Raw genomic sequence first — 13,938 nt, forward strand, 5'->3', positions numbered from 1 at the left:
AGCGACCCTGTGACGCCGTGGCCAGAGAAAGCGCGCCTTGCCCCGAAACAGACCATGGGATAGACCGCGCGCGGAACAAGAAAACTCCCAAGGACGCCCCACATGGCCAAGCCCAAGAAACAGCCCCGCCCCAAGGCCGAGACGCCGAAAGGGTTCCGCGACTATTTCGGCCAGGAAGTCACGCAGCGCACCGAGATGCTGCGGGCTATTGCGGACGTCTATCATCGGTACGGGTTTGACGCCCTCGAAAGCAGCGCAGTGGAAACTGTCGAGGCGCTGGGCAAATTCCTGCCCGACGTGGACCGCCCGAACGAAGGCGTGTTTGCGTGGCAGGAAGTGGACGAGAACGACAAGGGCGACTGGATGGCCCTGCGGTATGACCTAACCGCGCCCCTGGCCCGCGTTTATGCCCAGCACCGCAACGACTTGCCAACGCCTTATCGCCGTTACGCGATGGGGCCTGTCTGGCGGAACGAGAAGCCGGGGCCGGGGCGGTATCGCCAGTTTTATCAGTGCGATGCGGATACGGTGGGTACGGCCTCGATGGCGGCCGATGCTGAGATTTGCGCCATGCTGTCGGACACTCTGGAAACCGTCGGCATTCCCCGCGGCGACTATCTAGTGCGCGTCAACAACCGCAAGGTCTTGAACGGCGTGCTTGAGGCGATGGGTCTGGGTGAAGACGTAGCTGCCCGCGACAACGTTCTGCGCACCATCGACAAATTTGACAAGGTGGGCGAGCAGGGCGTGCGTGAGTTGCTGACCAAAGGTCGCCTGGACGCCTCGGGAGCGTTCATCGACGGTGTGGGGCTGAGCGATGATCAGGCCGAGCCCGTGATTGCGTTCCTGACCTCGAAAGCGGCGGATACCGTCGGCACGCTGGCCAACCTGCGTACCGCTGTAGGTAACAGCAAGATCGGCGCGGACGGAATTGCCGAACTGGAGCAGATTGGCGCTCTGCTCGATGCAGGTGGGTACGGATCGGATCGGATCGAGATCGATCCTTCGGTCGTGCGCGGTTTGGGCTACTATACCGGTCCGGTTTACGAGGCCGAACTGACCTTCGAGATTTTCGACGAGAAAGGCCGCAAGCGGCAGTTCGGGTCAGTCGCGGGCGGTGGGCGTTATGACGATCTGGTCAAGCGGTTCACCGGGCAGGAAGTGCCCGCAACTGGAATCTCCATCGGTGTCGACCGTCTGCTGGCTGCCCTGCGCGAAAAGGGCCGGATCGCGGCGCGGGCTACCGGCCCTGTGGTTGTCACCGTCATGGATCGTGACCGGATGGCAGATTACCAGGCGATGGTGGCCGAGCTGCGCAACGCAGGCATCCGGGCTGAGGTCTATTTGGGCAACCCCAAAAACTTTGGCAATCAGCTGAAATATGCGGACAAGCGGAACTCTCCGATTGCGGTGATCGAAGGCGGTGACGAAAAGGCGGGTGGCATTGTGCAGATCAAGGACCTGATCCTGGGCGCGAAGATTGCCGAAAGCGCCACGCTCGAGGAATGGAAAGAACGCCCCAGCCAGTTCGAAGTGCCGCGCGGCGATCTGGTCGCCAAGGTGCGCGAAATTCTGAACAGTCAGGACTGACGCATGCCCAACCGCTCTCAGATTCAGGCCCGCGCCGCGATGATGCGCGTCCGGTTCGAGGCCGCCGGGGCACAGGTGGTCGATCCGCCTTTACTGCAATCGGCAGACTTGCTGCTGGATCTCTACGGCGAGGACATCCGGGCCCGGGCCTATGTGACCTCGGACGCGCTGCGCGGCGAACAGATGCTGCGCCCGGATTTCACCCTGCCCGTGGTGCAGATGCACATGAGGGAAGGTGCCGAACCCGCACGCTACACCTATTCGGGCGAGGTTTTCCGGCGTCAGGAACACGATCTGGACCGCGCAAACGAATACATTCAGGTCGGATACGAGGTTTTTGATCGCGACGACCCCGCCGGAGCGGACGCCGAGGTGTTCTCGCTTTTTGCGCTGCAGCTTCGTGGTCTGCCCCTGCGCGCTGCCACTGGCGATATCGGTATCCTGACCGCAGCCGTTCAGGGCCTGAGCACGACGGAACGGCGTAAGGCCGCGTTGATGCGGCACCTGTGGCGACCCCGCCGGTTCCGTGTTCTTCTGGACCGGTTTGCCGGACGTAAACCCGCTCCGGCGGGCCGGGACGCTTTGTTGGACGCGTCCGATCCGATGACATTTGATTCCCCCATGATCGGCAAGCGGCGCGCATCGGAAATCGAAGCCCGCATCGCGGCACTTCGCGAAGACCGCGAGACGCCTCCGATCTCGGACAGCGAACTGGCCGGTCTGGAGACACTGCTGAATGTACGCGAAACGATGCCTTTCGCGCTTGAGCGCTTGCGCGATGTGGCCGTTGATCTGCCGCAGATCACCCCTGCGCTGGATCGGCTCGAGGCGCGGATTGCCTCGCTTCAGGCGCGTGGGGTCGACGTGGAACGGCTGGATTTCGAAGCCGCCTATGGCCGGACATCCATGGAGTATTACGACGGGTTCGTATTTGGCTTCTACGCCGAAGGCCGTCCCGATCTGCCGCCCATCGCAACCGGCGGACGCTACGACGCGCTGACCTGGCAACTGGGCAACGGCGCGGAAATTCCCGCAGTGGGTGGTGTCCTGCGCCCCGACCTGATGCTCGAGATCGAGGAGGGCGCAAGATGAGCCTGAAACTGGGCGTTCCCTCGAAGGGCCGGCTGATGGAAAAGACCTTCGCTTGGTTTGAAAAGCGTGGCATCACCCTGTCGCGCAGTGGATCAGACCGCGAGTATTCGGGTAAGGTCGAGGGGATCGACAACGTATCGCTGATCCTGCTGTCGGCAGGGGAGATTCCGCGGGAACTTGCGGCGGGGCGGATCCATCTGGGCGTGACCGGAACGGACCTTGTCCACGAAAAACTGCCCCGCTGGGAACAACAGGTCGAAGAGATCGCGCCATTGGGGTTCGGAAATGCCGATCTGACTATTGCGACACCTGCCTGTTGGGTCGATGTGGACACGTTGGACGATCTGGATGCTGCAGCGGCGGCGTTCCGCAAGGTGCACGGCCACCGGCTGCGCATTGCCACCAAATATCATCGGCTGGTGCGTGAATTCCTGACCGAGGCGGGCGTGGCCGACTACACTCTGGTCGACAGCCAGGGCGCGACCGAAGGCACGGTGGTGAATGAAACCGCCGAGGCAATCGCGGACATCACGTCAACCGGGGAAACCCTGAGGGCCAACCATCTGAAAATCCTGTCGGATGGACTTATACTGCAGTCCCAGGCGACACTTTGGTGCAGCCGCGTCGCGAACTATGACGCTGACGACAAGGCCGTTCTGTCCGATCTGCTGGACCGGCTGGGCTAATTACAGCACACCAATCTCTGCCAGCGCGCGGTTCAGATCATCGGGCAGGGCATCGTCCTGCTCGCGTCCCTGTGGCAGATCGGCCGGAGTATCCTCGGGTTTGAGATAGCGCCAGCCCTGAAACGGGCGTTTCAGCGCGGTCTGCGTACGGTGTATCTCGGGGTCCAGCACGATGGCACAGCGGCGGATACCGTCTTCTCCGCGTACCTCGTCCAGCCGCAGGATGCGTTGGCGACACTGGATGACGCCCTTGATCACCCAATAGATTGATCCGCCGTTCAGAATTTCGGCCTCACGCTTGGGCCACATACGGGTGACGTGGCGCGGGCAGCCGTCCTCATAAAGCGCTATGCGGCCGTCCTGCCACGCCATCAGCGTGTCGACGCTTTCCGAGCCGACGGAAAGTTTTATGAGGTTTATGTACTTATCCACAGTTTTCCCACAGAGTCGTCCCGAAGTTCATCTTTATATTGTAGCTCGTAAGGCGCAGTCATCAAGGTGTTGTGGCAGGGGCAGGGTTTGGGGTAGTCTGGATACCTCTTTCAGTACAGGGAATCACCAATGAGCCGCTTTGCCGCCCCCATCGCCGAGCAGATCTGGGATATGAAATACCGCTTTAAAAAGGCGGATGGCACGCCCATCGACCAGACGGTCGAGGATTCCTGGCGGCGCATCGCCCGCGATCTGGCGCAGGTCGAAAACGACCCGGCGCATTGGGAGCAGAAGTTTTACGAGGCGCTGGAAGACTTCAAATACCTGCCAGCAGGCCGCATCACCGCAGGGGCAGGAACAGCGCGGCGTGTGACCCTGTTCAACTGCTTTGTCATGGGAACAGTGCCTGACAGCATGGGCGGCATTTTCGATATGCTGAAAGAGGCCGCACTGACGATGCAGCAGGGTGGGGGGATTGGCTATGATTTCTCGACCATCCGTCCGCGGGGCGCGGATGTGCACGGGGTCGCGGCGGACGCATCCGGTCCGCTGTCGTTCATGGATGTGTGGGACGCGATGTGCCGAACCATCATGTCCGCCGGATCGCGCCGGGGCGCGATGATGGCGACCATGCGGTGTGACCATCCGGATATCGAGCAGTTCATCACCGCGAAATCCGACCCGGCCCGTCTGCGCATGTTCAACATGTCGGTGCTGGTGACGGATGCCTTCATGGAGGCGGTCAAGGCGGACGGCCCGTGGGAGCTGGTGTTCGGCGACAAGATCTATCACACCGTTCAGGCGCGCGATCTGTGGAACAAGATCATTCAGGCGACCTATGACTATGCCGAACCGGGTGTGATCTTTATCGACCGGATCAATCAGGCCAACAACCTTAGCTACGTGGAAACCATCGCGGCCACGAACCCGTGTGGCGAACAGCCTCTGCCGCCCTATGGTGCTTGCCTGCTGGGGTCGATCAACCTGGCGCGACTGGTGGCAGAACCGTTCGAACAAGCCGCCCATCTGGACGAGGCGGCGATGCAGGAACTGGTCGCCACGGCGGTTCGGATGATGGACAATGTGGTCGATGCCTCGAAATTCCCGTTGGCCGAACAAGCCGCCGAAGCACAGGCCAAGCGCCGTATCGGCCTGGGTGTGACCGGGCTGGCGGATGCTCTGCTTATGCTGGGCCTGCGCTATGGCTCGGACGAGGCGGCGCGTCAGACTGAGCGCTGGTTGCACGCGATAGCCCGCGCCGCGTATCTGGCGTCGGTGGACCTGGCAAAGGAAAAAGGCGCATTCCCCCTGTTCGAAGCCGAGAAATACCTGGCCAGCGGCACGATGCAGAAGATGGATGAAGATGTGCGCGACGCGATCCGCGAACACGGTATCCGCAACGCTTTGCTGACGTCGATTGCACCGACCGGGACGATTTCCCTGTACGCCGGGAACGTGTCGTCCGGGATCGAGCCGGTCTTTGCCTATGCCTACACGCGCAAGGTGTTGCAGAAAGACGGATCGCGAACCGAGGAAGAGGTCGTGGATTACGCCGTGCAAATGTGGCGCGACAAGTTCGGTGACGAGGCGTTGCCAGACTATTTCGTAAACGCACAAACCCTGACACCGCTGGATCATGTGAAGATGCAGGCTGCCGCGCAGAAGTGGATCGACAGCTCGATCTCCAAGACCATCAACTGCCCCGAAGACATCAGCTTTGATGCCTTCAAGGACGTGTACATGCAGGCCTGGGATCAGGGCTGCAAGGGCTGCACCACCTATCGCCCGAACGATGTGACCGGGTCGGTTCTGACCGTCTCGGAAAGCTCGGACAAGGCACCCGGCGAAAGCGCCGACGCCCCACATGAAGCCGACGGTGGCGATGTGATTTATATGTCCGAACCGCTGGACCGCCCCCAATCGCTGGAAGGTTCAACCTACAAGCTGAAATGGCCGGACAGCGAGCACGCGATCTATCTGACGATCAATGACATCGTGATCGCGGGCCGTCGTCGACCATTCGAGGTGTTTATCAACTCCAAGAACATGGAGCACTACGCCTGGACGCTGGCCCTGACCCGCATGATCTCGGCCGTGTTCCGGCGCGGTGGAGACGTGTCCTTCGTGGTCGAGGAACTGAAAGCGGTGTTCGATCCGCGCGGCGGCGCCTGGGTCAAGGGCAAATACATCCCCTCGATTCTGGCGGCGATCGGCGGAGTCATCGAGCAGCACTTGATCAACATCGGCTTTCTTGAGGGCGAAGGCATGGGCTTGAAGTCCGACCCGCAGGCACAGGTGGTGAACATGGACGCACCGCGCGGAAAGGCCTGCCCGTCATGTGGCCAATTCGACATGGTGATGATCGAAGGTTGCATGACATGCCGGAGCTGCGGGCATTCCAAATGTGACGGATGATGCTTGAGGTGCGCTGTTGTGCGGGGGGGCATAAATAGCCCATAGGGTCGATTTTTGCGCCCATTTGAACGGTCTTTAATGCCCACAGATTCTTAAGGCTTTGAAATAAATAAAAAGATTCCTTTAGAGTTTTGAGATTGTACTGCGTTGGGCGACCATCGATAACATTCGCGCTATTGACCAAGACCGGAAAATCTCAAGACTGTGGCCATGGAACCAAATCGTCTCATACGCGTCACACGCAAAAGCTGACCAGAATGTTGTACTTGTCCAGCAAAACCACTCGGGCAGTTCCATGGCTATCCGATACCGAATTGATGAAAAACAAATCGCCTATCGAAGAGTCCCCTCAATACACCGAATTGAACGCTCGATTTTCCCGTTTTCTGCTGGACTTCCGAAAGGAAAAACTCGCGCAGCAACTTGCCGGAGACGACAAAAACCGTGACGAGATTACTCGCGGAGACTTTCAATCATTTAAAGCGCGAATGACTGAGGGTTTAGAACTAACCGATTACGATCTAGATCGTATTCACCGCCGAGTATTGTCTGTACTTCTCCGCCCCGAAGCGGGCTCAGTGCTACAAGACGAATGAGGCCGGAAGGCGTGAAACTGGCGTGTAGACCGATCTGACGTTGACCTGCCCCCCGCTGGTCCCTCGCTCATGAGGAGAGTCTGCGGGTTTGGTTTTGGTAATCGTCGGTCTCGCGCTTGCTTTGGCGTTCTGTTCCCCAGCGAAGAGTGCGGCCTGACGTTGTTGTAATCGTAGCGCCACAGCGCCAGTTTGCGGCGGGCATCGTCCAGGGTATCGAACAGCTCTTCATTGAGAAGCTCGTCCCGCAGGCTGCCGTTGAATGACTCGATGAAGGCATTCTGCTGCGGTTTTCCTGGGTCGATGTAATGCCAATCCACGCCGTTCCTGTCGGCCCATTTCAGGATTGCCCGGCTGGTGAATTCCGTGCCGTTATCGCTGACAATGCAAGCGGGTTTTCCGTAGATCCGGACCAGTGCGTCCAGCTCCCGAGCAACGCGCTCACCTGAAATGCTGGTGTCCGCGGTCAGGCATAGGTTTTCCCGGCAGCAGTCATCATTCACGGCCAGGATGCGGAACTTCCGCGAGGCTCCGAAGCTGTCCGCCAGAAAGTCCAAGGACCAGCGCTGGTTCGGCCGTGTGGCTTCGGGCATCGGCGTGCGTGAGCCCCGGGCGCGTTTGCGGCCCCGCCGCCGCTTCACCGCGAGGCCTTCTTCGCGGTAGAGGCGGTAGAGTTTTTTGTGGTTCATGATCATGCCTTTGCGCTCAAGCAGAACGCCGATCCTCCGGTAGCCGAACCGGCGGCGTTTGCCTGCGATCTCTTTCATCTCCTGGCGGATCTCGGGATGGTCGGGCGGGCGTTCGCGCCGGACCGTCTTGGGGTCGACACCGACAAGCCGGCAGGCCCTGCGCTGCGAGATGCCATGATCCCGCATCGCATTGAGCGCTGCCTCTCGCCGCTCCTTCGGTGCCGTCAGCTTTTTCCCAGCAGGTCTTTCAGAACCACATTGTCGAGCATCGTGTCTGCCAGCAGCCGCTTCAGCTTGGCATTTTCATCCTCCAGCGCCTTCAGCCGTGCCGCCTCCGACACCTCCATGCCGCCATACTTGGACTTCAGCTTGTAAAAGGTCGCCGGGCTCAGCCCATGCCGACGGCACACCTCCGCTGTCGGCATCCCGGCTTCCTGCTCTTTGATCATCCCGATGATTTGCGCCTCGGTGAAACGGCTCTTACGCATTCGTCTGCTCCTACATAGGTTGGGCAGACTCTACTTCATGGTGAGGGATTTTGCGGGGGGCAGGTCAGCAGCTATAAAATCTCCACTTCGAACGCCCACGTCGGAGTCAGTTGCTACATCATCAGTAATCCTCACGGCTCGGTTAGCGGGATCCAAGGCCCACAGGGTTGAAGGTAAAACCAACAATAATGAAGCCACGAAAAAGGATTTTATCCGACTGCTTAGCTCAAGGTTACATGTTGCTTTCGACAGGTCCTTGGTCTGCGAACTCTCAAGTTTGACAGAAACAAATCGTTTCATGGTGTCTGTGACTGAAAAAAATCTGCTAATTCGATTCATTTTGATACCGAGAGCAAATATGTGTGGAACGCTTTTTCTCCAAATTGCGAAAATCCACAGGTGAGCTGTCAGAACATGTTGAATTCTTCTAGCTCGACGTACCGCTCGCCAGATCAAGATCAATAGAAGCGGGGCGAGTAAACCTGCCGTCGTCAATTTACAAAGCTCTCGCTAATAAAAGCTTGAAGCCAACTCTGCTTGAGGCAAAGTCGCTGCGGGTGAATGCTTGTAGTTGATCCAGAATAGGGTCACGCCGATTGCAAGAACACAAATGGCACCTACCAAGCGCGTACTTAGTTCGAAGGTTTGTCGCCGCTTATCCGTCATGTCAAAGCGGCCATAGGCCCAGCTGCGGCCCCAAAGGGCAGCAATGCCAATGGCTGACATTGCCATAGCCATGCCGAGTGATATTGCGCAAACCATCAGAATTGCTGGTACGATTAAGTCGTTTGCAAGCCCAAAAAGCATGACAATTAAAGCGCCGGTGCACGGCACTATACCGACAGCAGCCGCGATCCAAACGCTGCCCGCTGGAGCGGTGCTCGCGGCGCAGGCGGCGCATCCGTGAATATGGTGATCGTGGTGATCGTGATCATGTGCCGGGGCTCCGAGATCCCCAGCTTTCAACGCAAGCCGCATTGCTGAAAGCGCTTTCCATAGCATGAACATACCAATCGCAATAATCAGCCCGTAACTGACTAGGCGAATGGCTCGATAGTCTGAAGGTGCTGCACCAGTGGTTTGACGTACGGCGAAATCCAACAAGAAAACAACTACCACGGCCGAAACAACGTGAATTATTGCTATACGGAAGCCCATCACGAGTCCGCGCCGCAAGCTACCGCCAGAGCCGACAAAATAGGAAATAACGACCGCTTTTCCGTGCCCCGGGCCCAAGGTGTGTAAAGCGCCGTATCCGAAGGCAAGAAATAAGGCTGTAAACAATGCCCCGGTTGTTTCTCCGTTCCGGATAGATGTCATGGCCGTTGTGAAAAGGCTGTTTACCCATACCTGCGCGCGGTCCAGAACAGGCAGATCCGACATTGATGATGCAACAATATTCTGCGGCGTTCCGGATATTGTGACGTTTGCCATACTGTATGACACAGGGATGTCAGTAGATCCGTCGACGAGGAACAGTTTATGAACCCTAGGCTCGTGCCGCAGAACGCCGGTCAAACGAATACTTTGAAAACGGTTTTCTAGAATCAAACCTTTTGGGACCGACACATGGATGATCTGGTTTGGCAGTGGAGGCGGAGTGTGGATACAAGCGCCTATCCAAGGCACCAGAAGGAATTCATAAACTTTTCCCGCCGTGACGGACAGTGGCAGCGCATAGCCGTCCAAAGTCAGCTCAGCACCTAGGAGTCTGGTGGTCACACCCGTTGATTCTTCTTCGCGCCGCTCCATGACAACTAGACGCTGTTCCAAAAGCTGGTCGGCATTGAGCCCAGCTGCATCTAACCTGTTGCGGGCCTGCTCGGCTGCTTTGCTAGCTTCGGGGTCATTTTGGCCTTGTTCCTTGGCAATTTGGTCAAGCAGAATTTTCCGCAGGTCGGACTTATGCTCGTACTTCATTTCCAGAAACGGGTCGTCATAAGGCTCTACCGAGGGCACAAGGGCATCCCACGAAACAAGGTTATCTTCTGCGGCCAGCAACGGCACTGCCGCAAAGAAGAAAGCGAATGTAAGAAAAGCCATTGCGGCTCCGCGCATCGAGAATCTTGGCATCCGGCTAATCCCTTCCGTTCAGATTTTTAAGTCGAACCATTCGAGTTTCGCGGGGCTCAACTTTTACGTACCGCAACGTTAGAAAGGTACTTTTACTCCCAAAAATGCGCCGGAAAGGGTAACTTCACTGAAAGGTCCAAATTCGCCTAAGTCCCAGTCCAAGTATCGGTAGCCGACGGTTAGGTCGACGGAATTTAACCTGTAGTTAATGGCTGCCGCTGCTTGCCACGTTAGATCACTGTCGCCGGTGCCGATGTCTGCGTAGTAGCTGACATACCAATCCTCATTGATATTTGTCTCACCTCTGAAGCCAATAACCGCATCCCAGTTTGTGCCAGATTCCGACTCGGCGATTGGAGCGCCAAGTCCACTAACACTCACGTCGCCGTCTAAATACAAGGCCCTTGCACCCCCGGTGATATCAAGCGACCCACCACTAGTCTCAAGCACGCGGTAGCCGGCTCCAAGTGTGGTTATGAAGCCTTTGAGACCAATATCCGCAGTAACTGGAACACTTGCTCCGCCCAAGTTGACGGAAGTGCTATCAGACTCATCTACATCAAGATAGATGACGTCAGCTATCAAAGACAATCGGTCGTTTCGCGCGACGAGAGTGCCCATGACACCAAAATTCAGGTCCTCGATAATCTTGTCTATGCTGATATCGACATTGCCACCAGTTGTGGTTTCTCCGCCAACGGACGCTCCCCAGAAGTAGAGTTGGGCACCCCATTGCCAATCTTCCTCAGCAGCTGCCGTGGATGCTGTAAGTGTCGCTGCGGCGAGGGTAGATAGTGTAAGTTGTGATAGACTTTTGGGTTCGAGAAAATTCACTTTTCATCCCTTCCGATTGCGTACAACATCTTCACTCGAGAGTGTTTTTGTAGATCACCCCGTCTTTCATAATGATTTTGATGTTTTCGCGATCCGTCACTGCGCTTAGGTCTTCGAGAGGGTTGCCGTCGACTAGCAACAAGTCTGCCAACGCGCCTTCTTCAACACGCCCGATCACTCCTGGGTATGGGTTTCTTGGCCCGGAAAGCTGGAGCAACTCTGTAAAGTTACCGGTCGACATTTTCAGTATTTCGTAGGGCGTAAACCAGTCCAGCAGCCGTTCCATCTGTTCGACTTGCTCGCTGACACCAATTCCTGGCCCAGGGCTAATAAAGATGTCGGTTCCGTGAACAACCTTTAGTTCAGGAAGCCCCTTGATCCACTCATAGACTGATCCCGTACCTTGGCACACAATAGCTTGTTTTGCGTTCTGTGCATCATTCAGTCCAGGCTCGCTGCATAGCGTAAACGGTTGAATACTCAACCAGATCCCATCTTTCGCCATCCTCTCCAATGTTGGCTTGTCGAGAAGTTGACCATGCTCGACCACCTTAATTCCGGCATCAATTGCTTGATTAACGGCTCGAGGAGTGTAGCCGTGTACGGTAACGTAAGTTCCCCAGTTTTCCGCGGCTGCTGTGGCTGCTTGGATTTCTTCAAACGTAAACTGCGTTGTGTCTAATGGGTCGTTGGGTCCGCTAACTGAGCCGCCAATAGCAAGTTTGACCTGTGATGCTCCAAGCCGCAGTTGTTCGCGTGTCGCGGCGAGCACCTTTGGGACCCCATCTACCAGTGTACTGTTTCCCGTTAAGTCAGTGATTGGCGGCTCTCCACCCAGCAATGGGTTGCGCTCGTTCCTGACTCTGAAATCCGAATGGCCGCTTGTTTGAGATATCATTGAACCTGACGGGTAAATACGAGGTCCGACAATAGAACCCTCGTCAATCGCACGCTTGAGGCTAAAAACCTCACCGGCCATATCGCGTGCTGTGGTCACACCATTCATCAGCATGTCTCGAGCGGTATCGACAGAACGGATGGATTGGTAACCTGGCAACTCGAAAAGCACGTCAGCGAACGTTATCCCGGATAAAGCTAGATGAGAGTGCCCCTCAATGATGCCGGGCATCAGTGTGTGCCCATTGCCCTCAACAACCAGGCCGTCGTTTTCCGAAAGTTCTTCTTGCGAAATCTTTGAGATAATATTGCCGTCGATGAGGACGTTCACATTTTCTATGAGCGTTTCATTTACGCCGTCAAAAACATCAACATTCGTAATGAGTACAGAGCTATCTTGCGCGTTCGCTGTGGCTCCAAAGATCGAGGCCGTGTAAAAAATTGCTCCGAATAATCTGTTGCAAGTCATGATGTTCTCCTTGATTTGAAGGGCTCTCTACCGGTCAAAGATTCTTTGGTTAAGCGGCGCCATGGAGCTTGATACGGTGTGAGTTTTGTTGTTTTGAGCCGAGTACACCGGCTATGGCTACTGGCTTACCTTGCCTCTAATCGGGACACCGGCCGGGACATTCTGAACCACTGAGTCGTCCACAACGATGGTGCCATTGACTATCACATAGGGAATACCTGACGATGGGAGAGAGTTTTTCCCGTTTTCCGGCCCGGAATTATCGGTCACGTTTTCCGGATCGAAAATTGTAATATCCGCGACTGAGCCCTCCTGAATGCGCCCGCGAAGTTTCATCTGCGGGACGTGGTCCTCCAGAAAAGCCGCTGGCTCGTAGGTCATCTTAGAAAGTGCGTCCATCAGCGAGATGGCGCCAGTTTCCCGCGCCATGCGGAGTACTTTTGCATGAGTACCAGCACCCCGCGCGTGCCCGGCGCCCGCACCGTACGGCGTCTCGAAATCACCATTCAGCCCGCCGTCGACTATGTAGGGCATCGCGTCTGAACCAACGATTACACCAGGCCTGGTCATCGCCTCCATGATGTACTCGTCTTTCATTGTGTACATTAGCAACTGTGTTTCGGGCGCTTCTGTCCGCAGTCGGTCAAACTCTTCGTCGTTCAGCGGCTCTCCAGTTTCTGTTACAATGTAGTCTGACGCTTCAACGCCCAATCGCTCCTTGTATCCGGGCTTGTTGTAGTCTGCATCCACGTAGGTTCCTGCGTAATTATACGGATAGAATTCACCGATGACTTTCTGCCCTTGCGCACGTGCGTTGTCGATTAAATCCAAACACTTCTCCGTCAAGCCAAGGCAATTGCTTGGGACGTGGTGAACCAGCAGCGGAACGTTGTTTTCCCTGGCAATTGTCAGCATTTCGGTAATACCCATGAAACCGCTGGGTGGAATTTGAGAGAGATACCGAACGTGTGTTGTTATCGGGAGATCATACTTTGCCGCGAGAGAAGTAACGGCCATGACCTCCGGACTTCCAACAACGGTGTAGTACCCAATCGGGTATGCAATCCCGATACCACCCTGCTGCAATCCTTTTTCAACCGCCTCCAAAATTGCGGCCTCGTCCAGGGGATCATACAGCTTCGTTTTCCACTGCTGACCGTCATCCATCGCGCGTGTGGCCGAACCTTCGTAAAAAACCCTTCCCCCGGGGTCCAATCCATCCAGAACAGCCAATCTGGCGAAAGCATGGGATACATTGGCGCCATAGTTTACAATCGATTTTCCATCCCAATAGTCGTAGTAGCTGCTTATTGGGTACTGACCGATTTCCAAATCCATGGGAGTTGTTACGCCATCACGAGCGTATAGGCGTTGGGCAAACAGGTCCTGACCGTGTGAATGATAATCTATGAACCCTGGCGCAACCACATGTCCGGAGGCATCAATCTCTCTAATGCCTTCCAAGTTGTCAGTGCTTATTTCAGTAACAAAGCCGTTGTTGATTCCAACATTGGCCGTAGCGTCGAAACCCGTTTCGGGGTCCATTACGCGGCCATTTTTTATTACGATGTCAAAGGATTGGGCGTAAGCAAATGGCGCTAACAGAAGAGAAAGCCCTATTGCTGAAATTAATGGTTTCTTGTTCATTCTTGCCTCCCATCAGGGGAACTCCCCCGCCTT

10 protein-coding genes are annotated in these 13,938 nt (G+C 56.3%); 4 read left to right on the forward strand and 6 right to left on the reverse strand.

Going from position 1 to position 13,938, the window contains the following annotated elements:
* Positions 1-102: 102 nt before the first annotated feature.
* The 3 genes from hisS to hisG are packed head-to-tail and all read left to right on the forward strand — an operon-like array spanning position 103 to position 3,368.
* Complete coding sequence (gene hisS, locus ACR0J8_RS05505) at positions 103-1,590, forward strand: histidine--tRNA ligase (RefSeq protein ID WP_480524178.1); 1,488 nt, start codon at positions 103-105, stop codon at positions 1,588-1,590.
* A 3-nt stretch (positions 1,591-1,593) separates the two neighbouring features.
* Positions 1,594-2,682 (forward strand): ATP phosphoribosyltransferase regulatory subunit, encoded by a 1,089-nt coding sequence (locus ACR0J8_RS05510; protein ID WP_480524180.1) that lies wholly within the window; start codon positions 1,594-1,596, stop codon positions 2,680-2,682.
* Positions 2,679-3,368, forward strand: coding sequence for an ATP phosphoribosyltransferase (gene hisG, locus ACR0J8_RS05515; protein WP_480889101.1), 690 nt, complete (start codon positions 2,679-2,681; stop codon positions 3,366-3,368). The genes ACR0J8_RS05510 and hisG overlap by 4 nt, the downstream gene beginning before the upstream one ends.
* On the opposite strand, the gene ACR0J8_RS05520 is transcribed toward hisG, so the two are convergent.
* Entirely contained in the window at positions 3,369-3,800 is a 432-nt protein-coding gene (locus tag ACR0J8_RS05520) for a DUF1489 family protein (protein ID WP_480524184.1), read from the reverse strand.
* A 129-nt stretch (positions 3,801-3,929) separates the two neighbouring features.
* On the opposite strand from ACR0J8_RS05520, the gene ACR0J8_RS05525 reads away from it, so the two are divergent.
* Positions 3,930-6,215 carry an adenosylcobalamin-dependent ribonucleoside-diphosphate reductase gene (locus ACR0J8_RS05525; protein WP_480889103.1) on the forward strand — a complete coding sequence of 762 codons (2,286 nt, stop codon included), beginning with the start codon at positions 3,930-3,932 and terminating at the stop codon, positions 6,213-6,215.
* Between the two features lie 532 nt (positions 6,216-6,747).
* Here the strand turns inward: ACR0J8_RS05525 and ACR0J8_RS05530 are convergent.
* The 5 genes from ACR0J8_RS05530 to ACR0J8_RS05550 form a co-directional block, all read right to left on the reverse strand.
* A protein-coding gene (locus tag ACR0J8_RS05530; protein WP_480889105.1) for an IS3 family transposase occupies positions 6,748-7,985 on the reverse strand; the annotation gives its coding sequence in 2 pieces (ribosomal slippage) (positions 6,748-7,727 and positions 7,727-7,985; 1,239 coding nt in all).
* 510 nt (positions 7,986-8,495) lie between these two features.
* Positions 8,496-10,028 carry a HoxN/HupN/NixA family nickel/cobalt transporter gene (locus ACR0J8_RS05535; RefSeq protein ID WP_480889106.1) on the reverse strand — a complete coding sequence of 511 codons (1,533 nt, stop codon included), beginning with the start codon at positions 10,026-10,028 and terminating at the stop codon, positions 8,496-8,498.
* 108 nt (positions 10,029-10,136) lie between these two features.
* Positions 10,137-10,892, reverse strand: coding sequence for a hypothetical protein (locus tag ACR0J8_RS05540; protein WP_480889108.1), 756 nt, complete (start codon positions 10,890-10,892; stop codon positions 10,137-10,139).
* A gap of 31 nt (positions 10,893-10,923) precedes the next feature.
* Positions 10,924-12,258: a metal-dependent hydrolase family protein gene (locus tag ACR0J8_RS05545; RefSeq protein ID WP_480889110.1), complete on the reverse strand. Its 1,335-nt coding sequence runs from the start codon at positions 12,256-12,258 to the stop codon at positions 10,924-10,926.
* A 117-nt stretch (positions 12,259-12,375) separates the two neighbouring features.
* Positions 12,376-13,905, reverse strand: a complete 1,530-nt coding sequence (locus ACR0J8_RS05550; RefSeq protein ID WP_480889111.1) for an amidohydrolase family protein — start codon at positions 13,903-13,905, stop codon at positions 12,376-12,378.
* Positions 13,906-13,938 lie beyond the last annotated feature (33 nt).

It is taken from the genome of Ruegeria sp. N11, from assembly GCF_056531525.1.

Excerpts from the sequence above, each read along its gene's own strand:
- hisS (WP_480524178.1), top strand. The coding sequence starts at position 103 with ATGGCCAAGCCCAAGAAACAGCCCCGCCCCAAGGCCGAGACGCCGAAA.
- ACR0J8_RS05510 (WP_480524180.1), top strand. The coding sequence starts at position 1,594 with ATGCCCAACCGCTCTCAGATTCAGGCCCGCGCCGCGATGATGCGCGTC.
- hisG (WP_480889101.1), top strand. The coding sequence starts at position 2,679 with ATGAGCCTGAAACTGGGCGTTCCCTCGAAGGGCCGGCTGATGGAAAAG.
- ACR0J8_RS05525 (WP_480889103.1), top strand. The coding sequence starts at position 3,930 with ATGAGCCGCTTTGCCGCCCCCATCGCCGAGCAGATCTGGGATATGAAA.
- ACR0J8_RS05535 (WP_480889106.1), bottom strand. The coding sequence starts at position 10,028 with ATGGCTTTTCTTACATTCGCTTTCTTCTTTGCGGCAGTGCCGTTGCTG.
- ACR0J8_RS05545 (WP_480889110.1), bottom strand. The coding sequence starts at position 12,258 with ATGACTTGCAACAGATTATTCGGAGCAATTTTTTACACGGCCTCGATC.
- ACR0J8_RS05550 (WP_480889111.1), bottom strand. The coding sequence starts at position 13,905 with ATGAACAAGAAACCATTAATTTCAGCAATAGGGCTTTCTCTTCTGTTA.